Origin of the sequence: Actinomadura sp. 6K520 (assembly GCF_004349245.1) — a bacterium.
Classification (GTDB): domain Bacteria; phylum Actinomycetota; class Actinomycetes; order Streptosporangiales; family Streptosporangiaceae; genus Spirillospora.
The window spans coordinates 15,471-40,379 of sequence record NZ_SMLC01000059.1 but is presented as its reverse complement, the minus strand read 5'-3'; the positions used below and the strand labels follow the sequence as shown (position 1 = coordinate 40,379).

Sequence of the window (24,909 nt, the reverse complement as noted above, 5' to 3'; positions counted from 1 at the left end):
CCCCGTAGCCGTAGCCCCTGCCCGCCTACCGACCTTGTGGAGTTTTGGGCGGGTACGAGGGGCTCGTTGCGGTTGCGTCCGAAAGGGAGCGGTTGGGGCGCCGGATTTCTGGCCCGGAACGGTGAATCGGCCGCCTGACCGGTATGCATACTTGCCGGTATTTATGTCCCGGTCGATGGGAGTCACGGGAATTCAACTGATTGGCCTTGCGTGGGGCAAAGCTCGGTCTAAGGTCGAGTTCCTGCAACTCTCATTCGGTGGGGGAATGGGCGTGCGCATTGACGACTGCCTTGCGCGGATGATGGCGATCCCGGGCGCGCAGCGGGTCACGCTGGTCGACTGTGCCAGCGGGCTCGCCGTGGCGGCCGCGGGCCGGGAGGACCTCGTCGACCAGCACGAGGACGCCGCCGGCGCGACCGACGTGGTGCGGGCCGTGCTGACCTCGCCCGCGCTCAGCGCCACCGCGGCCGGCGACGACGTCGAGGAGATCATGGTCTGCGGTACGGACGGATATCACCTTCTGGCCCTCACCGGAGCGGACCTCGACGGCCATCTGTTCGTCCATTTGCTGCTGGACCGGGAAAAGGGGAATCTGGCGCTCGCCCGGCTGCGGATGCGGGGCCTCATCGATGAGATGACAGAGCCGAGATGACGGAGCCGAGATGACCGAGCCGAGATGACGGGACTGAAATGACGAAGATGACATGACGGACGGCTGACGTGGCGGATATTCCAGAAGTCCTCGGTTCGCTGGAGCGTGCGCGCCTCACCGGCTCACTCCGGGTCGGAGCGGAGGGTGCGTTCCATATCCGCCGCGGGCTCGTCACCGGTGCCGAAAGCCGCCACGCGCCCGGCGCCGGTGGGCACGATCCCGAACTGGCGGCGCTGCTTTCGCTGTTCGACGCCGCCTATTTTCTGCTCGGCTCGGACGCCGAACCGGTCTTCACCGAGGAGCCGGTGGCCGGGACGTCCCCGGAGATCACCGTGGCGACGCTCGTGCACGAGCAGCGCAGGCGGCGCGGGCTGCTCGACGCCGCCTGGCCGGACGGGGCCGTGGACGTCGCGCCGGTCGAGCCCGTCCGGCGCGTCCGGCGGCAGCGCGTCATCCTGACCGGCCTCCAGGCGGAGATCCTCCTCAACGCCGACGGGACGCGGCCGCCGGCGCGGCTGGCGCGGGACCTCGGGCGGACGGCGTTCGCCTGCCTCCTCGCCGTCCGCGGGCTCGCCGCCGCGTCGCTGCTGCGGACGGGGCCCCCGCGACCCGGGCCGGTGCCGCGGCCGGAGCTCCCGGCCGAGTGGGCGCCCGCCGACCACGACCTGCTCACCCGGCTCCGGACGGCGCTCGTGGAACTCGGCTGACCGTGTGGACACTGATCGAAAGGCTGACGAAGGTGGCGAAACGAGCGGCGCCGGCGGTGCGGCTGCCGGAGGCCGAGGTGACGGCCGAGCTGAGGACGCTGCGGGCCCGCATCCCGCAGCTCACCGGAACCCTGGTCGCGTCGGCGGACGGGCTGCTCATCGCGCAGGACCTTCCCGGGTCCGTCGAACCGTCCGGCATGGCGGCCGTGACCGCGACCGGCCTGTCGCTCGCGCACCGCATCGCGCAGACCGCGCACGGCGGCGCGTTCCACGAGGTCGTGATCCGCGGCGTGGACGGCTACGTCGTGATCTACGCCGCGGGGCCGACCGCGTCCCTCACCGTCCTCGCCGGCCCGGCCGTGAACGTCGGGCGGCTCCACCTGGAGTCCCGGCCCACCGCCCGCGCCATCGCCGCGCACCTCGCAGGACCGCGCACCACGAACCACCGCACATGACAACCACGGAAGGGGAGCACGCATGTCCAACCTGGATCTCGCGCTGAAGGACATGATGTCCATCGACGGGGCGATCGGCGTGGCCGTCGTCGACTACAACAGCGGGATGGCCCTCGGCCAGCTCGGCAGCTCCAAGGCCCTCGACCTGCAGGTCGCGGCGGCCGGGAACACCGAGGTCGTCCGGGCGAAGCTCCGCACCATGGAGCAGCTCGCCATCAAGGAGGAGATCGAGGACATCCTCATCAGCATCTCCAGCCAGTACCACATCATCCGCCCGGTGACCGGACGCAAGGGCAAGGGCCTGTTCCTCTACATGGCGCTCGACCGCGCCCGCGCCAACCTCGCCCTGGCCCGCCACCGCCTCCGCGACATCGAGGAGAACCTGGAGGTCTGACACGGCCAACGCCCGCCGCCCCCCACCAGGGGACGGCGGGCACAGGTTTGTCCGGCATGACGGTAGGAGGTTTGTTCCTGCGGGGGTGCGGATTCGCGGGTGGAGTGCGGGTGCTCCAGTCGCCGTCAGGTCGGGCAGGTGCCGCCGGTCCATGGGCAGACGTCCGGGTCGTAGTCCGGGAGCCCGTCCAGAAATCGGGCGTTGTCCGCGTAGTTCCTTTTGATCCAGCGGGCTGCCACCAGAGTCGACACCCTTTCGGCGCCCGCACGTCGCAACGACAAGGCCGCCGACTGGGCGTGCCCCCCTCTGGCCCAGGTATCGTCCAAGAGCAGTACGTGCGACCTCGGAGGCAATGTCACCCCCGCGGTGAAATGGTTCGCACTGACCGCACGCGCGTCCGAGGGCCTCACCGCAGCGCTGAGCTTCACCTCGACCCCCGGGGCCGACCCGCTGACAATGCGGTGGAAGGGATGCTCTCCTGGCCGTGCTGGCAGCGATGGTATGGATGCCCAGTGGGTGACCGGGCAGCCGGCAATCATTCCTGCGCAGGCACCGTGCTTCGATAAAGCCAGGACCGTGAGCATGCCTACCAGGCGATAGTGCGCATCGACGCGAGGTCTGGCTTTGTAGCCGCGCATGATGTAACCCGACTGCTGTAACGCGACCGCATAAGTGACGGGCGCGACGATGTCAGCGGTTCCGATGTGCAGGCGATGCTGCTTGCAGGGGAAGCAGAGCGAGTACCGCTCCTCAATCGGAGTTGTGCACACCGCGCATGTCACGTGGTCTCGTCGTATCGGGTTGCGGAGAAATCCTCCGGCGGAGGCGACCAGAGCCGCGCTCAAGCGCTTCTCCAAGTCGGGCTCCATCATTCTCACGTCGAGACCAGCCGACGCAGATCGGCGTCTATGATGGACTCCTCGCTCAGCAGGCCACCGACGACTGCGAGTACCTGCTGGAGGCTACTCGCCACATGGACGCCGGGTCGGTTGACGAGAGCCTGAGCCCAGGCGTTCTTCCCGACCACCAGATCCGTCAGAATGACCGGGCGGCCGTGTTCGACCGCCATGCGGGCCTGGGCGCGGGCACCGCTGTGCTCCCCTGCCTCCACGACGACCGTCGCCATTCCGTAGCCGGACATGGTGGCATTCCGCATCAGGAAATTACGCTTCTGCGGAGGTGCGTCGGGCCAGAACTGCGAGAACAGGAGGCCGTGCGTGGAGATCTCCTGATGCAGGTCGCGGTTGGCGGCCGGGTAGACCTTGTTGATGCCCGTTGCTATGAAGGCCACCGTACGTCCGCCCGCGTCCAGGGCTGCCCGGTGGGCGGCGGTGTCGATGCCCACCGCAAGCCCCGCTACGACAGTGATATTCCGGGAGACCAGCTCACGGGCGACACTCGTGGCGATGTCCAGCCCGCGATCTGACGCGGCGCGGGATCCGACGACTGATACGGCCCTGTCGCCGGGCACGAGTGATCCGCGTGCGAAGAGGATCGGTGGAGCCTGGTGCACCGCTCGCAGCCGCTCCGGATAGTGGCCATCGAGAATGGTGAGCACCGTGTGCCCCTGGTCCGTCCAGCTCTGGATGTCACGGGAGGCCGCCTCCAGGGGATCGACCTCTCCCGGTGGGTGGACCAGGGCGGGGGGCACGAGCCGGTGCCAGACGTCGAGGGCGCTGCCCGCCTCGACCACCTCGCCTGTGATCTCACCCCAGCCCATGCCCCGGGGACGGACCTGGAGCAGCGCCACCAGGGCGGCTCTCTCCTCAGGGCTGACAGTGTCCATGCCGTCAGAGTACGAGGGTGACCTTGACATCTCCACACTCCGGCGCCGACTCGAATCTCTGTTCGATCATCTCATGCCGAGCCGACAGGAGCTGCGGGGCCGCCCGGGCGGGCCGGGCGGCCGGTGGCGGCTACTTGGTGAGGGTCAGGCCGCGGGCGGGTTGGACGGTCAGTTTGTCGGCGGGCTCGTCCAGGTCGACGACCACCTCGTCGCCGTCGCGGACCTCGCCGGAGAGGAGCTCGCGGGCGAGCTGGTCGCCGATGGCCGTCTGGACGAGGCGGCGCAGCGGACGTGCCCCGTACAGCGGGTCGTAGCCGGTCAGCGCCAGCCACTCGCGGGCCGCGTCGGTCACCTTGAGCGTGAGCTGTCGCTCCGCGAGGCGCCCGGCCAGCTGGTCGACCTGCAGGTCCACGATCTTCGTCAGCTCGGCGGTGGACAGCGCGTCGAACAGGATCACGTCGTCCAGGCGGTTGAGGAACTCCGGCTTGAACGAGCTCCGCACCGCGTTCCAGACCGCCTCGCGCTTCGCGCCGTTCTCCAGCGTCGGGTCGACCAGGAACTGCGAACCGATGTTGGACGTGAGGATCAGGATCGTGTTGCGGAAGTCGACCGTGCGGCCCTGGCCGTCGGTGAGGCGGCCGTCGTCGAGGACCTGAAGGAGGATGTCGAAGACCTCGGGGTGCGCCTTCTCCACCTCGTCCAGCAGGACCGCCGAGTACGGGCGGCGCCGGACGGCCTCGGTGAGCTGCCCGCCCTCCTCGTAGCCGACGTAGCCGGGCGGGGCGCCGACCAGCCGCGCCACGCTGTGCTTCTCGGAGTACTCGCTCATGTCGATGCGGGTCATCGCCCGCTCGTCGTCGAACAGGAACTCCGCGAGCGCCTTCGCCAGCTCCGTCTTGCCGACGCCGGTCGGGCCGAGGAACAGGAACGAGCCCGTCGGGCGGTCGGGGTCGGAGATGCCCGCGCGGGCGCGGCGGACCGCGTCCGACACCGTGCGGACGGCGGCGGACTGCCCGATCAGGCGCCTGCCGAGATCCTCCTCCATCCGCAGCAGCTTCGCCGTCTCGCCTTCGAGCAGCCGACCGGCCGGTATGCCCGTCCACAGCGCGACCACGTCGGCGACGTCGTCGGGGCCGACCTCCTCCTTGACCATCGCGTCGCGGTTCTCGGCGGCCTCCGACGCCTCCTCCAGCTGCTTCTCCAGCGCCGGGATCTCGCCGTAGGTGAGCCGCGCGGACGTCTCCAGGTCGCCGTCGCGCTGGGCGCGCTCCGCCTCGCCGCGCAGCTGGTCGATCCGCTCCTTGATCTCGCCGACGCGGTTCAGGCTCGCCTTCTCCTTGTCCCAGCGCGCGACGAGCCCGGTCAGGTGCTCCTGCTTGTCGGCCAGGTCGGCGCGGAGCCGGTCGAGCCGCTGCCGCGACGCCTCGTCGGTCTCCTTGGAGAGGTTCATCTCCTCCATCTTGAGGCGGTCGACGGTGCGCTGCAGCTCGTCGATCTCGACGGGCCGGGAGTCGATCTCCATGCGCAGCCGGGACGCGGCCTCGTCCACCAGGTCGATCGCCTTGTCCGGCAGGTACCGGGACGTGATGTAGCGGTCGGACAGCGTCGCCGCCGCCACCATCGCCGAGTCGTTGATCTGCACCTTGTGGTGCGCCTCGTAGCGGCCCTTCAGCCCGCGCAGGATCGCGATCGTGTCCGCCACGGACGGCTCGCCGACGAAGACCTGCTGGAACCGGCGCTCCAGCGCCGCGTCCTTCTCGATCCGCTCGCGGTACTCGTCCAGCGTCGTCGCGCCGATCATCCGCAGCTCGCCGCGGGCCAGCATCGGCTTGAGCATGTTGCCGGCGTCCATCGCGCCCTCGGCCGCGCCCGCCCCGACAACGGTGTGCAGCTCGTCGATGAACGTGACGACCTGCCCCTCGCTCTCCTTGATCTCGGTCAGGACGGCCTTCAGCCGCTCCTCGAACTCGCCGCGGTACTTCGCGCCCGCGACCATCGCGCCGAGGTCGAGCGACACGAGGCGCTTGCCGCGCAGCGACTCGGGGACGTCCCCCGCGACGATGCGCTGCGCCAGGCCCTCCACCACGGCGGTCTTGCCGACGCCGGGCTCACCGATGAGCACCGGGTTGTTCTTCGTCCGCCGCGACAGCACCTGCACGACCCGGCGGATCTCCGAGTCGCGCCCGATCACCGGGTCGAGCCGGCCGTCGCGGGCCGCGGCCGTCAGGTCGACGCCGTACTTCTCCAGCGACTGGTAGGTGCCCTCGGGGTTCTCGCTGGTGACGCGGGCGTGCCCGCGCACCTTCTCGAACGCGTCCAGCAGCGCCTGCGGCGTCGCGCCGAACTCCTTCAGCAGGCCCGCGACCGGGCCGCCGTCGGCCGCCAGCCCGACCAGCAGGTGCTCGGTCGAGACGTAGTCGTCCTCAAGCTGCTCCGCGCGGTGCCCCGCGGTGTTGACCGACCGCTGGAGCTGCCCCGACAGGCGCGGCGTCGCGACCGTCGAGCCCTGCGCCTTCGGCTTGGCCGCGAGCTGCTCCTCGGCCTGCCGCCTGATGGCCTGCCAGTCCGCGCCGACGGCCTCCAGCAGCGGGACGGCCGTCCCGTCCGTCAGCCCGATCAGCGCCACCAGCAGGTGCTGCGGCTCCACCTCGGGGTGTCCCTCCGCCGCGGCCCGCCGGACCGCGACCGACACCGCTTCCTGGCTCTTCTGCGTCAGTTTGTAGTCCATGTGTCCCCAGCCCCCGTGAAGTGAGACGCCGTGATTTTCAGCCTTGGTCCCGGTCGCGTTCGTGCCAGACCACGACGCTCGTCTGCCTGATGGGCACCAGGTCGGACCCGGGCGTGCCGCCCCGTTCCCCCTGCCGCCGGCGCTGCTGCGCCAGCCGGGCCGCGACGGAACGGGTCGATTCGAGTTCCATGGCGAGCTCCTCCAGCGCCGCGTGCGCCTTCGCGAGCTCCTCCCGGAGCCGCGCGTTGTCGCGCTGCAGCTCCAGGATGTGCTTGATACCGGACAGGTTGATGCCCTCCTCCTGCGAGAGCCGCTGGATCTCGCGGAGCATCACGATGTCGCGCATCGAGTAGCGGCGGCCCCGGCCCGCCGTCCGGCCCGGGGACACGAGGCCCATCCGGTCGTAGGTCCGCAGCGTCTGCGGATGCAGCCCGGACAGCTGCGCCGCCACCGAGATCACGTAGACCGGAGTGTCGTCACCGAACGGATCAGAATTCATGGCCCACTCCGTTCACCCGCACCCGGGAGACAACGCGCCCGCTCATGTCGTCACTCCTGCTTGGCCTGCTGGAGGAGATCCGCGCGGAGGTCGTCGCCGGAGCTCGTCTCGCGCAGCCGTGCGAGCGCCTCCCGCGTCTGGTCGTCGAGCTTCTGCGGGACCTGGACGTCGACGGTGACGAGCAGGTCGCCCTTGGTGCCGTCGCGCCGGGGGGCGCCGCGGCCCTTCACGCGGAACGTGCGGCCGTTCGGGGTGCCCTCCGGCAGGCGCAGCGTCACCGGCTGGCCCTGGAACGTCGGCACCCGGATCTCCGCGCCCAGCGCCGCCTCCGGGAACGTCACCGGGACGCTCAGCGTGAGGTTGTCGCCGCTGCGGCCGAACACCTTGTGCGGGAGCACCTTGATGTTGACGTACAGGTCGCCTTGCGGGCCGCCGTTCTCGCCCGGCGCGCCCTTGCCCTTCAGCCGGATCTTCTGGCCGTCGGCGACGCCCGCCGGGATCCGCGCCTGGATCGTGCGGGTGCCCGTGGCGCGGCCGCTGCCGTGGCAGATCGGGCACGGGTCGTCGACGACGAGGCCCCGCCCGTGGCAGTCCTTGCACGGCTCCTGGAAGCCGAAGTTGCCCAGGTTGCGGGTCTCGTGGCCGGTGCCCTCGCAGTTCGGGCAGACCCGCGGCACGGTGCCGGCCTTGGCGCCGGTCCCGCGGCACGCGTTGCAGGCGGCCTCGCTGGTCAGCTTGATCGGCACGGTCACGCCGTTCATCGAGCGGCCGAACGACAGCGTCACCTCGGTCTCGACGTCCGCGCCGCGCCGGGCGCGCCGCGTCGTCCCGGTGGTGGTGCGCCCGCCGCCGCGGCCGAACAGCCCGCCGAACAGGTCGCCGATGCGCTCCCCGGTGCCGCCGGTCTGGGGTCCGCCCCCGGTCTGGCCGAACAGGTCGCCGAGGTCGAACGGGAAGCCGCCGCCGCCCTGCTGGCCGCGGAAGCCGCCCGGCATGGACCGCACCGCGTCGTACTCCTTGCGGCGCTTCTCGTCCGAGAGGACGTCGTACGCCTCGGAGACCTCCTTGAAGCGGTCCTCGGCCTCGGCGTCGCCCTTGTTCGCGTCCGGGTGGTACTTGCGCGCCAGCTTCCGGTACGACTTCTTGATCTCCTCCTGCGAGGCCGTCTTCGCGACACCCAGGACCTTGTAGTAGTCCTTCTCCAGGTAGTCCTTGGTGCTCACGGCGCCCCGCCTTCTGCTATCGCCACTTGCCACATGTCTTCACGTGCCCCGGTGGTCCCGTCCCGGCCGTGCCGGCCGGGACGGGGCACCGGGTCCTTCCGGGGGGCGTACCCCCAGATCCCTCGGCGCGGGGCCGGGGATCACTCGCCGTCGCCGCCCGCGTCGCCGCCGCTCTCGCCGCCGGCGTCCGGGTCGGGATCGGCCACCGCCACGCGCGCGGGCCGCAGGACCCGCTCGCCGATGCGGTAACCCGGCTGGAGGACGTCCATGACACTCGTCTCGGTCACGTCGGGTGACAGCGAGTGCATGAGCGCCTCGTGCACGGTCGGGTCGAAGGGCTCGCCCTTCTCGCCGTACTGCTCCAGGCCGAGCTTGCCCGTGATGGCCTCCAGGCTCTCGGCGACGGACTTGAACCCGCCTTGGAGCTCTTCGTGCTCGCGGGCACGGCCGATGTCGTCCAGCACCGGGAGCAGCTCGGACAGCACCTGCCCGAGGGCCTGCTCCCGGACCGCGACCCGGTCGCGCTCGACGCGCTTGCGGTAGTTGTCGTATTCGGCCTTCAGTCTCTGGAGGTCGGCGATTCTCTCCGCCACCTGGCCCTTCAGCGCGGTGACCTCCTCCTCGTCGGCGGCCTCGGCGCCCTCGGCGCCCTCGTCCACCGGGGTCTCCGGGGCGGGCGACTCCTCCGCCGCCTGCACCCGGACCTCCCCCGTTTCGGGATCGATGCGCCGCTTGTCGCGGATCACCGGGCCCTCCTTCTCCTCGCCCTCGTCAGGGGAGGACGTCACGATGCATCACCCTTCGGCTTCTCGTCGTCCACGATCTCGGCGTCGACGACCTCGTCGTCCTGCTGGTCGCCGCCCTGGGCGTCGGCCGTCGGGCCGGCGTCGCCGCCCGCCTGCGCGCCCTCGGGGTTCTGCGCGTACATCGCGGCGCCCATCTTCTGGCTGACCTGCGCGAGCTTCTCGGCGCTGGTCTTGATGGCGTCGACGTCGGTGCCCTCCAGGGCCTTCTTCACCTCGGCGACCGCGTCGTTGACCTCGGTCTTCAGCTCCGCGGGGACCTTCTCGTCGTTCTCCCGCAGGAACTTCTCGGTCGAGTACGCGAGGGTGTCGGCCTGGTTGCGGACCTCGGCCTCCTCCTTGCGCTTGCGGTCCTCCTCGGCGTACTGCTCGGCGTCGCGCATCATGCGGTCGATGTCGTCCTTGGGCAGCGCGCTGCCGCCCGTGATGACCATCGACTGCTCCTTGCCGGTGCCCTGGTCCTTCGCGCTGACGTTCACGATGCCGTTCGCGTCGATGTCGAAGGTGACCTCGATCTGCGGGACGCCGCGCGGCGCCGGCGGCAGACCGGTGAGCTGGAAGGTGCCGAGCTTCTTGTTGTACGCCGCGATCTCGCGCTCGCCCTGGTAGACCTGGATCTCCACGGACGGCTGGTTGTCGTCGGCGGTGGTGAACGTCTCCGACCGCTTGGTCGGGATCGTGGTGTTCCGCTCGATGATCTTGGTGAAGATGCCGCCCTTGGTCTCGATGCCCAGGCTCAGCGGGGTCACGTCCAGCAGCAGGACGTCCTTGACCTCGCCCTTGAGCACGCCGGCCTGGAGGCTGGCGCCGATCGCGACGACCTCGTCCGGGTTGACGCCCTTGTTGGGCTCCTTGCCGGTCATCTCCTTGACCAGGTCGGACACCGCGGGCATCCGGGTCGAGCCACCGACCAGGACGACCTGGTTGATCTCGTTCACCGAGATGCCGGCGTCCTTGAGCACCGAGTTGAACGGCGCCTTGGTCCGGTCGAGCAGGTCGGAGGTCATCCGCTGGAACTCGCCCCGGCTGAGCTTCTCGTCCAGGTGCAGCGGGCCCTCGCTCGACGCGGTGATGTAGGGCAGGTTGATCTGCGTCTCGGTCGAGCTGGACAGCTCGATCTTCGCCTTCTCCGCGGCCTCGCGAAGCCGCTGGAGGGCCATCTTGTCCTTGCCCAGGTCGACGCCGTTGGCGTTCTTGAACTTCTCGACCAGCCACTGGACGATCTTGTCGTCCCAGTCGTCGCCGCCCAGGTGGTTGTCGCCGCTGGTGGCCTTCACCTCGACCACGCCGTCGCCGACCTCCAACAGGGACACGTCGAACGTGCCGCCGCCCAGGTCGAAGACAAGGATCGTGGCCTCGTTCTCCTTCTCCAGGTGGTAGGCCAGCGCAGCCGAGGTCGGCTCGTTGATGATGCGCAGGACGTTCAGCCCCGCGATCTGGCCGGCCTCCTTGGTGGCCTGGCGCTGGTGGTCGGAGAAGTAGGCGGGCACGGTGATGACCGCGTCGGTGACGGTCTCGCCCAGGTACGCCTCAGCGTCGCGCTTGAGCTTCTGCAGCACGAAAGCGCTCATCTGCTGCGGGTTGAAGTCCTTGCCGTCGATCGTGGTCTTCCAGTCGGTGCCCATCTCGCGCTTGACCGAACGGATCGTCCGGTCGACGTTGGTCACCGCCTGGCGCTTGGCGACCTCGCCTACCAGGACTTCGCCGTTCTTGGCGAAGGCGACGACGGACGGCGTGGTCCGCGACCCCTCCGCGTTCGCGATGACGGTGGGCTCGCCGCCCTCCAGAATCGCGACGACCGAGTTGGTCGTCCCGAGGTCGATGCCGACCGCACGTGCCATGTTCTCGTCCTCCGTCGTTTCCGGTGTTCAGCGCGTTTCCGGTTGTGAACGCCCCCCGGTCGCCCCCGGGGTGCGGCCGGTTCGTTGCTGTCCGCAAGGTTGCCCGGCCCGTGCCTCGTTGTCAAATGACTTGAGTCGAGCGGACTCAACTTTGCTGACGTCCTCTACAACAGGACGATTGAGCCACCTATTCCGGTTCCCGGCTGGCTGCAAGAAAACGGGATCTATCGACACTCCCGCCATGAGGTCGATCACCCGCCTCGGGTGATCCCCCGTGACGAGAGGAACTCGATGACCCCCCGAAACCGGTGCCGGGCCCTGCTCGGCATCCTGCTGGCGGCGGGCGCGCTCACCGCGATGCCCGCGCCGGCCCAGGCCGGACCGCCCCCGCCCCCGCCCCCGACGGGCGGCCTGCCCTCGGGCAAGGCTTGGAAGGTCACCCTGCTGACCGGCGACGTGGTCGAGGTCAGGACGGTCAAGGGCAGGGCGCCGATGGTCTCGGTGACCCCCGCGCCCGGCCGCGAGAAGCGCGCCTTCCGCAAGGAGATCCGCCCGGACGGCCACGTCGTGGTCACCCCGCTCGACGTGGCGCCGCTGGTCGGCAAGGTCGTCGACCACGAGCTGTTCGACGTCACCGCCTTGATCGCACAGGGCTACGACGACGCCCGCAGCGAGAGCCTGCCGCTGATCGTCCAGCGGGAGCAGGGCGCCCGCTCCCCGGCGCCGCTCGGCGGGGGCCTCGACAGGACGCGGGACCTGCCGAGCATCGGCGCCGTCGCCGTCCGGCAGCCCAGGGACGAGGCCCGCGGTCTCGGCGACGCGCTCGCCGGGATGAGCGGCCCGTCCCTCCGGGCCACCGGCGGCATCCCGCGCATCTGGCTGGACGGCAGGGTCAAGGCGAGCTTCGCACCCACCGCCCCCGGCGCACCCACCGCTCCCGCCGGGTCCCGGCTCGACCGGAACCTCCGCCAGATCGGCGCCCCGGCGGCGTGGAAGGCCGGGTACACCGGGAAGGGGACGAAGGTCGCCGTCCTCGACACCGGCGTCGACACCCGCCACCCCGACCTCAAGGGCCGGATCGCCGAGGAGCGGAACTTCTCCGAGTCGCCCGGCACCGAGGACCGTGTCGGCCACGGCACGCACGTCGCCGCGACGATCGCCGGGACCGGCGCCGCCGCGGCCGGGGAGCGCAGGGGCGTCGCACCGGACGCGGAACTGCTGAGCGGCAAGGTCCTCGACGACGAGGGCTACGGCACCGACTCCGGCGTGATCGCCGGCATGGAATGGGCCGCGTCCCGCGCCGACGTCGTCAACATGAGTCTCGGCGGTTACCCCACCGACGGCACCGACCCGCTGTCCGTGGCGCTGAACACCCTCACCGCCGAGCACGGCACGCTGTTCGTCGTGGCCGCCGGCAACGACGGCGTGATCCAGTCGGTCGGCTCGCCGGGCACGGCCGAGGCCGCGCTCACGGTCGGCGCGGTCGACGCCCGCGACGCGCTCGCGGAGTTCTCCAGCCGCGGCCCGGTCGGCCGCGCCGCCAAACCGGAGATCGTCGCGCCCGGCGTCGAGATCGTCGCCGCGCGCGCCGCGGGCACCGGGCTCGGCACGCCGGTCGACGCCAACTACACGCGGATGTCCGGCACGTCGATGGCGACCCCGCACGTCGCGGGCGCGGCGGCGCTGCTCGCCGCCGAGCACCCCGGCTGGAAGCCCGAACGGCTCAAGGCCGCCCTCGTCGGCACCGTCGACCCCGCCACCGGCGGCGACGCCTACGAGCGCGGCGCCGGACGGCTCGACGTGGGCGACGCCGTGACCGCACCCGTCCTGTCCGCGCGGAGCGTGCTGGACCTCGGAACCGCGCGGTACCCGGACCACGGCGTACTGTCGGCGAAACTCGCCTGGACGTCCAGCACCTCGCGGCCCGCCACCCTGGGGCTGAGCGTCCAGGTGGTCGACCGGCAGGGCCGCACGGCGGGCGGCGCGGCGAGCGTCCCCGCCCGCGTCGAGGTCCCGGCGGGCGGCGGCGCGTCCGCCGAACTGAAGATCGACGCCTCGAAGCTCGCCTCGCGTCCCGGCCTGTACACGGCCGTCGTGACCGCGAAGGGCGGCGGCGCGAGCCTCGTCACCCCGGTCACCTTCTACGTCGAACCCCCGACGCACACGCTCACCGTCAAGACGACCCCGCTGCCCGGAACGGACGCCGCGGACACCTACGCCTACGCGATCGTGCACAACCTGCACGACACCGTCGAGCACTACTCGATGGTCGAGGTCGCGGACGGCACGACCGAGATCCGCGTCCCGGCGGGCCCGTACGCCGTCGTCGGATCCGTCCAGTACGGCGGAACCGGCGAGACCGACTGGCGGTACGCCCTCGCCGGAACCCCCGAGGTGCTCGTCGACCGTGACACGACCGTCACGCTCGACGGCGCGAAGGCCCGTCCGGCCACGCTGAAGGTCGAGGGCGTCCAGACCAGGGCGCTCTCGAACTACGCGGCCGTCCTGCGCTCCACGCGGCAGGGCACGTGGTCGATGCTCGTCACCTCCGGCGACGCCGAGACCTCGCCCATGATGCTCCAGCCGATGGGCACCCCCAAGACCGGCGGGTTCCGCGCCTACACGGCACACCGGCTCAGAGGACCCGAGGGGTTCTACGACGTGCTGCGTCCCCTCGGCGACGAGATCCCCGCGGACCCGTCGCACGTCGTCACGGCCGCCGAGAAGGCGACGATGGCGCGCGTCGACCAGCGGTTCGCCGCGTTCGGCGGGAACGACGACGAACTCATCGACGACAAGCGCTACGGGCTCACCTCCGAGGGCCTGCTGCTGTTCGACGAGCCCGCGTACGCGACCCGCGCCGGGACGACCCGTACGGACCACGTGTCGACCGGCGGAGGCGTCGGCTGGATGGAGTGGGGAGCCCCCAAGAGCGTCCCTGACGGGTGGGTCGACCAGAGCACGTTCCGCGAGTACCGGCCGGGGCAGCGTGTCGAGCACACGTGGGGGCGCCAGCCGCTGCGTCCCGGCCCGTACTCCGGCACCGGCCTGTCGCCGAGCGCCTGCACGCCCGCCCCGACGACCCGCACGCGCGGCAACCTGCACGTCCACCTGGTGGATCTGCAGACCCGCCCGGACGGGTTCGACTGCGGTGTGGAAGGGATCAACGGGAAGCTCGCGCTGTTCGCCGGTGCCGAGAAGATCGGGGAGAAGGAGGGACCGGTCGGCGACTTCACCCTCCCGTCCGGCCGCGCGGACTTCCGGCTGACGTACGAGAACGACGCGTCGGCGATCCTGCCGGTGTCGACCCGCACCTCCACCTCGTGGACGTTCCGCTCGCCCGCGCCGCGCGGGACGGGGAGCGTCCGCGTCCCGCTGCTGACCGTCGACTACGACCTCGGCCTCGACCTGCGCAACCACCCGACGGGCGAGCCGGCCGTCCTGACGGTCGCCCGCGTCGCCGGCACCGGCACCGGCAGGATCACTGGCCTGCGCTTCTGGACGTCCCTGGACGACGGCCGGACCTGGCAGGCCGCCGTGGTGAAGCCGCTGGGCGACGGCCGTTTCAGCGCGCCGCTCCCGCCGGCCGCCGAGGGCCGGTCGGTGTCGATCCGCGCCCAGGCGTCCGACGCGGACGGCGGCACCGTCGACCAGCGGATCATCCGCGCCTACACCATCCGCTGATTCACGGCGTTCGCGTGTGAAGCTGGACGAACGCCGGCCCTCGGTCGTTCACCGAGGTTCTTCGGGGGCCCCGGTAAGAAGCGGCGGGCCCGGATCACTACCTGGGTGACGACACCCCCGCACGAAGGGCCCAGACCTTGCCGGATCCCGAAGACGCCGCCCGGTTCACGGCGCTGTACGACGCGCACCATCCGCGCGTCCACGCCTATGTCGTGAGCCGGGTCGGCGTGCAGGCCGCCGAAGAGATCACGAGTGAGGCGTTCTGCGTCGCCTGGCGGCGCATCCGCGACCTGCCGGACGAGCCGCTGCCCTGGCTGTTCGGCATCGCCCGCAACCTGCTGCGCGAGTCCTACCGGGCGCGCGGGCGGCAGGACGCGCTGGCCCGCGAGCTGCGGGCCTGGGCGGCCGGGCAGCCGCCCGCCGGCGATGTCGCGGAGGCGGTGGCCGAGCGCGCCGGGATGCTGCGCGCGCTGGCGGCCCTGCCCGGCGCCGACCGCGAACTGCTGACGCTGGTCGCCTGGCACGAGCTGTCGCCGGACGAGGCGGCGAAGGTCGTCGGCTGCTCGAAGGCCACGTTCTACGTGCGGCTGCACCGCGCCCGGCGCCGCCTGGAACGCGCGCTCGCCGCCGAGGCGCGGGCGCCCGGCCCCGCGCCGGCGCGCGGCCCCTCCATGATCACCCCGAAGAGGAAAGCGGTCCGATGAAGCACGACGTGATGAAGGCGCTGTCCGCGGCACGTCCCGAGCAGCTCGATCCCCCGGCGGACCCGGCCGCCGCCCGCGCCCGCCGCGAACGCGACCTGGGAAGGGCGTTCCTGGCCGGTCGGGAGGCCCCGCCCGCCACCGGACGGGCGCGGGGGCGCCGTCCGGTCCGCTGGGCGGTCGTCGGGACGGGCATCGTCTCGGCGGGCGCCGCGGCGGCGATCGCGGTCTCGGCCGTCGGGCCGGGGTCGCCCGGCGGCGGTGCCCCGGGGGGTGGTCCGCGGGGCGAGGTCAGCCTCGGCAAGGAGGCCGTCCTGGTCGCGGCGGAGAACGCGGCGAAGCAGGAGATCGGCAAGTACTGGTTCTCCGACGATGTCGCCGGCCAGTCGTACGTCGTGCGGGCCGGGACGACCTCGTACGTGATGGTCGGCGCGTACACGGAGTCCTTCCGGTGGGCGGGTGCCGAGCCCGGCTCGGCCTCGGGCGGCGCCTGGCGCATGCTCCCGGCCCGGCCGCAGACGCCGCGGGACGCGGCGGCGTGGCGGCAGGCCGGATCCCCGACGAAGATCAGGGTGTGGTCGGGCGACAAGTGGCTCACGCTGAACACCGCGGAGAAGGCGGCGTGGGAGGTCGACCGATCCGACGCTTCGGGCGGTGGCCGGTGGTACGGCCGGATGACCACCGAGGAGCTGCGGAACCTGCCGACGGACCCGAAGAAGCTCACCGAGCGGTTCCTGACCGACGAGGCCATGCGGTGGCGCGCCGTGGGAGCGCCGTCGCCGGAGAAGCTCAAGGAGATCGAGCGCAGGCGCGGGCCGCTCCCCGAGCTCGAACTCGACTCCTTCGCGAAGCTCGGCGCGGTCGGCGGGCTCATCGCGAACTCGCCGGTTCCGCCGGACGTGCGGGCCGGGCTGATCCGGGCGGCGACCGCGCTGCCCGGCGTGACGGCGATCGGTGCGGTGACCGATCCGCTCGGCCGCGAGGGCGTCGCGCTGGCGTCCGAGAGCAGGACCGTCGAGGTCACCGGTGAGTCCGGCACGCCACCGGAGCGGCGGGGCACGTACACGGCCCGCAAGGAGCTCGTCTTCGACAAGGAGACGGGCGCGGTGCTGGCCTCGCAGTACGTGCTGACGAAGCCCGGCGGCCCCTACAAGGACCGTGCAAGCGGGTTCGTCATCGACTACATGGCCGTCCGCGACACGGGCTGGACCGACACCAGGCCGAAGCCGCCCGCCGCGCCGCCGCACTGACCCGGAGCTCCATCCCGGCAGGCCCTCGTCCGGTGCGCCGGATGGGGGCCGACCGGGTGTCCGTCAGGGCGTGAGGTCGGCGGGGCTGGTGCCGGTCGCGGTCAGCGGGAGGTCGAGCAGGGCCCGTTCGACCAGCCAGGTGCTCGGACGGTAGCGCGGGTCCCCGGTGGACTCGGTCAGCAGCGAGAGGATCTCCAGCACGCGGTCGGCGCCTTCGTGGTCGCCCCACTCCAGCGGACCGCGCGGGTAGCCCAGCCCGAGCCGGACGGCGGTGTCGATGTCCTGCGGGCGGGCGAGCCGCTGCTCGGCGATCCCGCAGCCCACGTTCACGATCGAGGCGAGGAGCCGCTGCGCCACCGGTGCCGGCCCGTCCCGGACGACGCTCACCGCGCGGCCCGACCTGAGCAGGGCGGCGAGGGCGGCGCGGCCCGCCGCCACGTCCAGGCTCGGGTGGACGGTCACGGTGAGCCGGGTGAAGAACCCGCCGAGCGGATCGACGCCCAGGGTCCGCTCAACGGGCAGCCGGTCCCGCTGGGCGATCTCGAAGGCGGGCCTCCCCAAGGGCGCGACGAGCACGACGGCCCGGCCGGAAGGCTCGTCCCCCGACTCGACCTCGGCCCCGGACGTTGACAGCAACGCCCCGAGCTCCTCGCGGACATCACCGTGCACCCAGATGGGACGAGCCTCCACGTCCGGGGCCGCGACCTCGGCCGGCTCTTGCTTCGCCCCGTCCACGTACTTGTAGAAACCCTCGCCGGTCTTGCGTCCGTGCAGGCCCGCCTCGACGCGCGCCCGCCCGATCCTGGACGGACGGAACCGCGGCTCTGTGTAGAAGCCCGTCCAGATGGACTCCATCACCGGGTGCGACACGTCCAGCCCCGTGAGGTCGAGCAGCTCGCACGGCCCCATCTTCAGGCCGAGGACGTCCCGCGCGATGCGGTCGATGTCCACGGGCTCGGCGGCCCCCTCGGAGAGGATCTGCAACGCCTCCGTCACCAGCCCGCGCCCAGCGTGGTTGACGAGGAACCCCGGCGCGTCTGGCGCGAGCACGGGTTCGTGACCGAGACGCCTCACCAGGTCGGCCAGCGCATCCGGAATCCACTCGGCTGTGCGCGCCCCCGGGATCACCTCGACAAGGCGCATCAGCGGCACCGGGTTGAAGAAGTGGAGGCCAGCCACACGGGACGGGTCGTTCAGCGCTGCCGCGATCGACGTCACCGGCAGCGAACTGGTGTTGGTGGCAAGGATCGTGTGCTCCGGGCAGACCTTCTCCAGGGTCGAGAACAGCTCCCGCTTGGTCTCGATGTCCTCCCGGACGGCCTCGATGACGAGGTCGCACTCCTGGAACGGTGTCATCGGCTCGCCGACCGGGTGCAGCCGGTCCTTCGCCGCCGCGGCGTCGTCCGCGGTCATCCGGCCCTTCGCGACGAGCTTGTCGTACATCCCGCGGATGTGGACGACCGCGTCCCGCACGGCCTCCGCGCGGACGTCGGCGATCTCCACCGGCACGCCGCCCGCCGCCGCGAGCTGCGCGATGCCGCGCCCCATCGTCCCGGCGCCGATCACCCGGATCGTCCGCACGTCCCGTGCCCAGTGCCCCGCGCCGTCCGCCGCGCGTTCCGCCATGCCGCCTCCTCCGTCCCGCGGGACGCCCCGGTGGGCCGCGCCCCGGCACGATAGTAGGCGCGGCCCCCGCTGCCGGCCCCCGCTGCCGGCGCCGGTGCGCCGTGCGGATCAGTCGTCGTCCCCGCCGTCTTCGTTCTCGCCGTCCTGCCGGTCGCCGTCGCCGTCCTGGTCTCCGCCGTCCTCGCCGTCCTCGCCGTTCCCGGCGCCGCCGCACCCGGCCGTCACCACGGCGGTGGCCCCCACCACCCCGGCCAGCGCGACGGCCGGGGCCGCCGGTGTCAGGAACGCCAGCGCCGCGATCAGTACCTTCAGCATCCTCGTCGCCATGTCCGCCCTCTCCGATGATCTCCGCGTCCCGGGACCGGGACGTCCCCGCCGGGTGCTACCCCGGCGGCGGCCCTCCTCACGAAAGGGGGCCGCATCCGCATCCTCCGCTGGACGGAAGCCCGCCCGCCACCGATCCGGACCAACCACATAATCTGCCCGTAGCCTTGCCAAGTGCGCCAGACGTCGAGTTGAGGAGCACCCATGCGTGAAGCGGTCGTCTGCGAGCCGCTGCGTACCCCGATCGGCCGGTTCGGCGGGGTCCTGAAGTCCGTCCCGCCCGTCGAGCTCGCCGCGACGGTCATCCGCGCGCTGGTGGCACGCGCGGGCCTGCCCGGCGACGCGGTCGACGAGGTGATCCTCGGCCACTGCTACCCCTCGGCCGACGCCCCCGCGATCGGACGTGTCGCCGCACTCGACGCCGGGCTGCCCATCGAGGTCGGCGGCACCCAGCTCGACCGGCGCTGCGGGTCCGGGCTGCAGGCTGTCCTGGACGCCGCCATGCAGGTCCAGCTCGGCGTGAGCGACGTCGTCATCGCGGGCGGCGCGGAGAGCATGAGCAACGCGCCCTTCTACACGACGCAGGCGCGCTGGGGGGTGCGCGGCCCGTCCCTCGAACTGCACGACGCGCTCGCCCGCGGCCGCGTCACCGCGGGCGGCGCCGGTCACCCGGTGCCCGGCGGGATGCTGGAGACCGCCGAGAACCTGCGCCGCGAGTACGGCATCGGACGCGCGGAGCAGGACGAGCTGGCCGTGCGCTCCCATCAGCGCGCCGTCGCGGCGCAGCGGTCGGGGGTGTTCGGCGAGGAGATCGTCCCGGTGACCATCCGGTCGCGTAAGGGCGACACCGTCGTGGACACCGACGAGCACCCGCGCCCCGACACGACGGTCGAGGGGCTGGCCAAGCTCCGTCCCGTCCTCGGGAAGTCCGACGACCAGGCAACGGTCACCGCGGGCAACGCGAGCGGCCAGAACGACGCGGCGGCCGCCTGCGTCGTCACCACCCCCGAACGCGCCGCCGAACTGGGCCTGCGCCCCCTGGTGCGGCTCGTCTCCTGGGCCCGCGCCGGCGTGCCGCCCCGCACGATGGGCATCGGCCCCGTCCCGGCCACCGCCAAGGCCCTGGACCGGGCGGGGCTCGCGCTCGCCGACATCGACCTCATCGACCTGAACGAGGCGTTCGCCGCGCAGGTCCTCGCCGTCACCCGCGAGTGGGACCTCAAGGACGCCGACTGGGACCGCGTCAACGTCCACGGCTCCGGCATCTCCCTCGGCCACCCCGTCGGTGCCACCGGCGCCCGCATCCTCGCCACGCTCGCCCGCGAAATGCACCGCCGCGACGCCCGCTACGGCCTCGAGACGATGTGCATCGGCGGCGGCCAGGGCCTGGCCGCGGTATTCGAGCGGGTCTAGGTCAGGGCCGGCGCCAGGCCGGGGGCGGCGAGCACGACGAGGCCGAGGACGATCATCGTGGCGCCCAGCGGCCGGCTCGCCGCCTCCCCGTACCGCCAGACCTTCTCCACGAGGATCACCGCGGCGATGATCCCCATCCAGACGAGGCTCATCATCCCCGCGGCGAGCAGCACGGCCATCAGCGCCCAGCAGCATCCCAGGCAGAAGGCCCCGTGGTGGAGGCCGACGAGCAGCGCGCCCGGCGGGCTCGCCGTGATCCGCTCCCCGTGGCGGACGACGACGGCGAGCGGTGAACGGCACTGCCGCAGGCACGCGCGCTTCAGGGGGGTGAGCTGGTAGGCGCCCGCGAGCAGCAGCACCCCGGCGCCCGCGCGCACGGCGGCCGCCGGGTCGCCCACCGCGACCGTCGACTGGAAGGCGGTGTAGAGCCCGTACGCGGCCACCCCCGCCGCCGCCCACACGAGCAGGTAACCGGCCGTGAGCAGGTACGCCGTCGTTCTGGGCCTCCCTCGCCGGCGCAGGAGCCGGTCGATCCGCACGATCACCGGTGTCACCGCGGGGAGCATCATCGCCGCCATCATCACGAACCAGGTGCCGAGGAACAGCCCGGCGCTCATGGAATGGTCCATGCGCATCCCTGGCATCCCGTCCCCGGAGTCGCCGTGGCCGGCCGCACCGGTGAGTATCCCGGCGCGCATGCCCGGTGTGGCCAGGTGGTGGACGGCCAGCCACGCGAGCACGGAGATGACGATGAGGACCCCGACGAACAGGAGTTCGCGGGGCGCGGGCCGGGTGCCGTGTTGGTCGTCCCGCGCCGGCGCCCTCACTCGGGCCCGCTCCAGTCGAACGGTATGTGCTTGCTGGAGCGGCCCGCCCAGTCCCACTCGAATCCGTAGGCGTCGGCCCGGTCGGCGAGTGCCCGGCCCCAGGTGGCGACCTGTCCCGGGCCGGTCTCGGAACCGGGTGGATTGATGGTCTGCACCCGTGCTCCCTCGGGTGCGGTGGGACCGGTGAGGGCCTCGGCCCTCGCCTCGACCCGGCCGGGCACCTCCGCATGCCAGGTGGCGAGGTCCTCGTCGACCGAGATCGTGACGGGCGAGTATTCGAGTCCCCGCATCTCGGGGCCGAACATCTCCACGAACTGCGCGGGCCAGCCCCCGGCCTCACCGCCGAAGATCTTCCCGAGCGCTTCGCGCTGGGCGTCGTCGGCGCGTTCGTCCATGAAAACGGCCGCGTAGGCGTCGGAGTGCTCGCCCCAAGCGTTCCCCACGAAGGAGCCCAGCATCACGACGTTGAGGCCGTCGAGCGCGACGTCCCCGTACCGGCCTTCGCGGACGTGCCATGCCAGCACACCGTCACAGTCCCCGAAGGTGGGCGGCTGCGCGTAGGTGCACGGGCACGGGATGGTGCATTTGCAGACGTCGAACCAGTCGCCGACGACGTGCCATTGCGGTATGGCGGCGGTGTCGGCCATGTCTTCTGTGTCGGCTGTGTCTCTTGTGTCGGCCATGTCTTCCCCCTCTGAACGCGCCGCCAGGGGGGAGGGGGGAGGTCCCCGGTGCGACGGCGGAGTCATTCGCTCGATGCCTCGAAACGTGGCCGGGGCCGGCGAGGCAACCTCTCCAACAATCGTCACAAAACGGGAGATCAGCAGCCAGGCGGCCCCGGCAAAACCTTCGTCGACCGCGTCCCGGTCTCGGCCGGCTCCAGGACCGCCCGCGGGTCATGCCCCCTTAGCCGGCCCAGGACGGGGCGCGGCCGGTGAGGGCGATGAGGCGGTCCAGGGCGGGGGCGTCGTCCGGGATCTCGACGCGTGGGCCGAAGAGGCCCTCGATGCCCTGGCCGCCGCTCTGCTCGACGGCCGGTGCGACGAAGGCGAGGCAGGTATCGATCTCGTCCGTCCCCGCGTCGTAGGGCTGGCCGCTGGCGCGGGCGAGGTCCCAGCCGTGCACGACCAGCTCGTTGATCGCGACGTGGCCGGCCTCCTCGCCGGACATGTCCACGCCGCCCGCCTCGGTCATGCCCTCCCAGGCTTCGGGGGAGCGCCACGCGGCGGCGAGCGCTTCGAGCCGCTCGGGGAAGCGGGTGCGCCAGTCCGGGGGGAGGTTCGCCGCGTCGGCGGACGGCGGCCGCGACGGCCCGTCCGGGAACCGCTTGGCGGCCGCCCAGGTGAACGCCAGGCTCAAGCCGCCGATGTGGTCGATGAGCGCGCCGAGCGGCATGTCCGGGCACGGTGTCGGCGCGGTGAGCTGGTCGTCGCGGACGCCCGCGAGCAGCCGGGCCATGCGGCGGGCGGCGGGCGTGAGGTCGGGCTTCGAGGTCATGTGGGCATCTCCGTCGTACGGTCCGGTGTCGGACGGCGGGCCGGTCCCGCCCGCCGATATGGACTCGCGGTCCGCCCCCGTACTCATCGGCCCGATGCCCATCGATATGCGGAATCCCTAAGGTATGGGGGACGTGACGCAACGCGGGACGGTTCGCGAATGGTCCGGGGGTCGCCGTACTGTGGGCTGACCTGCGAATGTGACGCATAAACTACTACCGAGTAGTATTCGGGCCCCGGATGAAGCGCAGTCTGTCGCGAGCCCTACGCTGACTGCCATCGCCCGTACCCCAGGAGGACGGAACAGTGTTCTGGATCACGTTGGTCATTGGGCTCGCCGGAACGGCGGTCGCTCTGGCGCTCGCCGGTCGGCGGGTGCTGTTCCTGTACAACATCGCCAAGAGCGGCCAGCCCGACCCCGAACGGACGCTGCAGGTCAAGCGGGACCCCAAGGGCGCGGTCGAGGGCCAGGCCGTCGAGGTCTTCGGGCAGCGCAAGCTGCTGAAGTGGACCCTCGCCGGCGCCGCGCACTTCGCCGTCATGTGGGCGTTCTTCCTCCTGGCGACCGTCTACGGGGAAGCGGCCGTCCAGCTGCTGTTCGGGCTTGACGCGCACATTCCCGGCCTGCAGACCTGGGGGCCGATCGGCTTCGTCCAGGACACCATCGCCCTCGCCTGCCTCGCCGGCCTGATCACCTTCACGGCCATCCGCGTTAAGAACTCGCCGAAGCGGATCGGCCGCCAGTCCCGGTTCAAGGGCTCGCACCTGTCCGGCGCCTGGATCACGCTGTTCATGATCTTCAACGTGATCTGGACGATGTTCTTCTTCCGCGGCGTCGAGGTCGCCCGCGACAACTTCGGCTACGGCGGGGCCGCCTACTTCTCCCACCTGACCGGCAGGCTCTTCGACGGGATGAGCGACGACACCCTCGAAGTCCTGGAGTCGGCCGGGCTGCTGCTGCACATCGGCGTCGCGCTCGTCTTCCTCGTCTTCGTCGTCCACTCCAAGCACCTGCACATCTTCCTGGCCCCGCTGAACGTCATGTTCAAGCGCCGCCCGGACGGCCTCGGCGCCGCGCAGCCGATGATGTCGGACGGCAAGCCGCTCGACTTCGAGGAGGCCGACCCCGACGAGGACGTCTTCGGCCGCGGCAAGATCGAGGACTTCACCTGGAAGGGCTTCCTCGACATGGCGACCTGCACCGAGTGCGGTCGCTGCCAGTCGCAGTGCCCCGCCTGGAACACCGGCAAGCCGCTGTCGCCGAAGATGCTCGTCCTCGAACTGCGCGACCACGCGCTCGCCAAGGCGCCCTACATGGTCGCCTCGGAAGAGGAGAAGCAGAAGTTCACCGACGAGCAGAAGCTCGCCATGGAGGTGGACAAGGCGCTAGTCGGCGACGACGGCGTCATCCACCCGGACGTCTTGTGGTCGTGCACCAACTGCGGCGCCTGCGTCGAGCAGTGCCCGGTCGACATCGAGCACATCGACCACATCCTCGACATGCGCCGCTTCCAGGTGATGATCGAGTCCTCGTTCCCGTCCGAGGCCGGCGTCATGCTGAAGAACCTGGAGAACAAGGGCAACCCGTGGGGCATGTCCGAGATGAAGCGCCTCGAATGGATCGAGGAGCTGGACTTCGAGGTCGAGGTCGTCGACGACAAGCTCCCCGAGGACACCGAGTACCTGTTCTGGGTCGGCTGCGCCGGCGCCCTGGAGGACCGCGCCAAGAAGACCACCAAGGCCGTCGCGGAGCTGCTGCACATCGCGGGCGTCAAGTTCGCCGTCCTCGGCCCCATGGAGGCGTGCACCGGTGACCCGGCCCGCCGCCTCGGCATGGAGTTCGTGTTCCAGATGCTCGGCCAGCAGAACGTCGAGACGCTGAACGACGCGGGCGCCAAGAAGATCGTCGCGACCTGCCCGCACTGCTTCAACACCCTCGCCAACGAGTACCCGCAGATCGGCGGGAACTACGAGGTCGTCCACCACACCCAGCTCCTCGCGCATCTGGTGGACACCGGGAAGCTCACCCCGGTCACCCCGATCGAGGAGAGCATCACCTACCACGACCCCTGTTTCCTCGGCCGGCACAACAAGGTCTACAAGCAGCCGCGCGACATCATGGCGACCGTCCCCGGCGTCAAGACGCAGGAGATGCACCGCCACAAGGACCGCGGGTTCTGCTGCGGCGCCGGCGGCGCGCGGATGTGGATGGAGGAGCGCATCGGCAAGCGCATCAACACCGAGCGGGTGGACGAGGCGCTGGAGACCGACCCGGACACCGTCTCCACCGCGTGCCCGTTCTGCCTGGTCATGCTGGGCGACGCCATCAACGAGAAGAAGAACTCGGGCGACGCCAAGGAGACGCTGGAGGTCGTGGACGTCTCCCAGCTCCTGATCCGCTCCGTCAAGGGCGAAGGCACCGCCCCCGAGAAGGAGCCGGTCGCCGCCGATTAGCGGTCACGCACCCGCAAGGGACCCCTGGCCACGGCCGGGGGTTCTT

Annotated in this window: 21 protein-coding genes; 9 read left to right on the top strand and 12 right to left on the bottom strand. The window is 71.5% G+C overall.

Features of this window, described 5'->3' with window-relative positions; translation table 11 throughout:
• Window positions 1-271: 271 nt before the first annotated feature.
• From E1289_RS17695 to E1289_RS17680, 4 genes are all read left to right on the top strand, one after another.
• Window positions 272-652, top strand: a complete 381-nt coding sequence (locus E1289_RS17695) for a hypothetical protein (RefSeq protein WP_243712891.1) — start codon at window positions 272-274, stop codon at window positions 650-652.
• Between the two features lie 68 nt (window positions 653-720).
• The gene (locus tag E1289_RS17690) at window positions 721-1,359 is read left to right on the top strand and encodes a hypothetical protein (protein WP_131981464.1); all 639 of its coding nucleotides are present in this window, start codon (window positions 721-723) and stop codon (window positions 1,357-1,359) included.
• Between the two features lie 32 nt (window positions 1,360-1,391).
• On the top strand, window positions 1,392-1,814 hold the full coding sequence (locus E1289_RS17685) for a roadblock/LC7 domain-containing protein (RefSeq protein WP_243712890.1): 423 nt from the start codon (window positions 1,392-1,394) through the stop codon (window positions 1,812-1,814).
• Between the two features lie 22 nt (window positions 1,815-1,836).
• The gene (locus tag E1289_RS17680) at window positions 1,837-2,208 is read left to right on the top strand and encodes a hypothetical protein (protein ID WP_131981462.1); all 372 of its coding nucleotides are present in this window, start codon (window positions 1,837-1,839) and stop codon (window positions 2,206-2,208) included.
• 125 nt (window positions 2,209-2,333) lie between these two features.
• On the opposite strand, the gene E1289_RS17675 is transcribed toward E1289_RS17680, so the two are convergent.
• The 7 genes from E1289_RS17675 to dnaK all read right to left on the bottom strand — a co-directional run bounded on the left by E1289_RS17675 (window position 2,334) and on the right by dnaK (window position 11,088).
• On the bottom strand, window positions 2,334-3,065 hold the full coding sequence (locus E1289_RS17675) for an amidophosphoribosyltransferase (RefSeq protein ID WP_131981460.1): 732 nt from the start codon (window positions 3,063-3,065) through the stop codon (window positions 2,334-2,336).
• A gap of 17 nt (window positions 3,066-3,082) precedes the next feature.
• Window positions 3,083-3,994 carry a DNA-processing protein DprA gene (locus E1289_RS17670; RefSeq protein WP_165970524.1) on the bottom strand — a complete coding sequence of 304 codons (912 nt, stop codon included), beginning with the start codon at window positions 3,992-3,994 and terminating at the stop codon, window positions 3,083-3,085.
• 130 nt (window positions 3,995-4,124) lie between these two features.
• Complete coding sequence (gene clpB, locus E1289_RS17665; protein ID WP_131981456.1) at window positions 4,125-6,722, bottom strand: ATP-dependent chaperone ClpB; 2,598 nt, start codon at window positions 6,720-6,722, stop codon at window positions 4,125-4,127.
• Window positions 6,723-6,759: 37 nt separating this feature from the next.
• Complete coding sequence (locus E1289_RS17660; protein ID WP_131981454.1) at window positions 6,760-7,221, bottom strand: helix-turn-helix transcriptional regulator; 462 nt, start codon at window positions 7,219-7,221, stop codon at window positions 6,760-6,762.
• Between the two features lie 50 nt (window positions 7,222-7,271).
• Window positions 7,272-8,444 (bottom strand): molecular chaperone DnaJ, encoded by a 1,173-nt coding sequence (gene dnaJ, locus E1289_RS17655; protein WP_131981452.1) that lies wholly within the window; start codon window positions 8,442-8,444, stop codon window positions 7,272-7,274.
• A 140-nt stretch (window positions 8,445-8,584) separates the two neighbouring features.
• Window positions 8,585-9,235, bottom strand: a complete 651-nt coding sequence (gene grpE / locus E1289_RS17650; protein WP_131981450.1) for a nucleotide exchange factor GrpE — start codon at window positions 9,233-9,235, stop codon at window positions 8,585-8,587.
• Window positions 9,229-11,088: a molecular chaperone DnaK gene (gene dnaK / locus E1289_RS17645; protein WP_131981448.1), complete on the bottom strand. Its 1,860-nt coding sequence runs from the start codon at window positions 11,086-11,088 to the stop codon at window positions 9,229-9,231. Before dnaK ends, grpE begins: the two co-directional genes overlap by 7 nt.
• A gap of 291 nt (window positions 11,089-11,379) precedes the next feature.
• Here dnaK and E1289_RS17640 point away from each other — a divergent pair, with 291 nt between their 5' ends.
• The 3 genes from E1289_RS17640 to E1289_RS17630 all read left to right on the top strand — a co-directional run bounded on the left by E1289_RS17640 (window position 11,380) and on the right by E1289_RS17630 (window position 16,723).
• Window positions 11,380-14,772 (top strand): S8 family serine peptidase, encoded by a 3,393-nt coding sequence (locus E1289_RS17640; protein ID WP_131981446.1) that lies wholly within the window; start codon window positions 11,380-11,382, stop codon window positions 14,770-14,772.
• A 137-nt stretch (window positions 14,773-14,909) separates the two neighbouring features.
• Window positions 14,910-15,476, top strand: coding sequence for a sigma-70 family RNA polymerase sigma factor (locus E1289_RS17635; RefSeq protein ID WP_131981443.1), 567 nt, complete (start codon window positions 14,910-14,912; stop codon window positions 15,474-15,476).
• Window positions 15,473-16,723: a CU044_5270 family protein gene (locus E1289_RS17630; protein ID WP_131981441.1), complete on the top strand. Its 1,251-nt coding sequence runs from the start codon at window positions 15,473-15,475 to the stop codon at window positions 16,721-16,723. The genes E1289_RS17635 and E1289_RS17630 overlap by 4 nt, the downstream gene beginning before the upstream one ends.
• Before the next feature lie 63 nt (window positions 16,724-16,786).
• Here E1289_RS17630 and E1289_RS17625 read toward each other — a convergent pair whose 3' ends face one another.
• Both E1289_RS17625 and E1289_RS17620 read right to left on the bottom strand, forming a co-directional pair.
• A complete protein-coding gene (locus E1289_RS17625; protein ID WP_131981439.1) occupies window positions 16,787-18,349 on the bottom strand; it encodes a 3-hydroxyacyl-CoA dehydrogenase in 1,563 nt (520 codons plus the stop codon).
• Between the two features lie 108 nt (window positions 18,350-18,457).
• Window positions 18,458-18,676 carry a hypothetical protein gene (locus E1289_RS17620; RefSeq protein ID WP_131981437.1) on the bottom strand — a complete coding sequence of 73 codons (219 nt, stop codon included), beginning with the start codon at window positions 18,674-18,676 and terminating at the stop codon, window positions 18,458-18,460.
• Between the two features lie 201 nt (window positions 18,677-18,877).
• On the opposite strand from E1289_RS17620, the gene E1289_RS17615 reads away from it, so the two are divergent.
• Window positions 18,878-20,086: an acetyl-CoA C-acetyltransferase gene (locus tag E1289_RS17615; protein WP_131981435.1), complete on the top strand. Its 1,209-nt coding sequence runs from the start codon at window positions 18,878-18,880 to the stop codon at window positions 20,084-20,086.
• On the opposite strand, the gene E1289_RS17610 is transcribed toward E1289_RS17615, so the two are convergent.
• From E1289_RS17610 to E1289_RS17600, 3 genes are all read right to left on the bottom strand, one after another.
• Entirely contained in the window at window positions 20,083-20,913 is an 831-nt protein-coding gene (locus tag E1289_RS17610) for a DUF2182 domain-containing protein (RefSeq protein ID WP_207929017.1), read from the bottom strand. The genes E1289_RS17615 and E1289_RS17610 overlap by 4 nt on opposite strands.
• Window positions 20,910-21,596: a DUF1326 domain-containing protein gene (locus E1289_RS17605; RefSeq protein WP_243712888.1), complete on the bottom strand. Its 687-nt coding sequence runs from the start codon at window positions 21,594-21,596 to the stop codon at window positions 20,910-20,912. The genes E1289_RS17610 and E1289_RS17605 overlap by 4 nt, the downstream gene beginning before the upstream one ends.
• 223 nt (window positions 21,597-21,819) lie before the next feature.
• Complete coding sequence (locus tag E1289_RS17600; RefSeq protein ID WP_131981433.1) at window positions 21,820-22,410, bottom strand: TIGR03086 family metal-binding protein; 591 nt, start codon at window positions 22,408-22,410, stop codon at window positions 21,820-21,822.
• 305 nt (window positions 22,411-22,715) lie between these two features.
• On the opposite strand from E1289_RS17600, the gene E1289_RS17595 reads away from it, so the two are divergent.
• Window positions 22,716-24,863 carry a (Fe-S)-binding protein gene (locus E1289_RS17595; protein ID WP_165970523.1) on the top strand — a complete coding sequence of 716 codons (2,148 nt, stop codon included), beginning with the start codon at window positions 22,716-22,718 and terminating at the stop codon, window positions 24,861-24,863.
• Window positions 24,864-24,909: the final 46 nt, after the last annotated feature.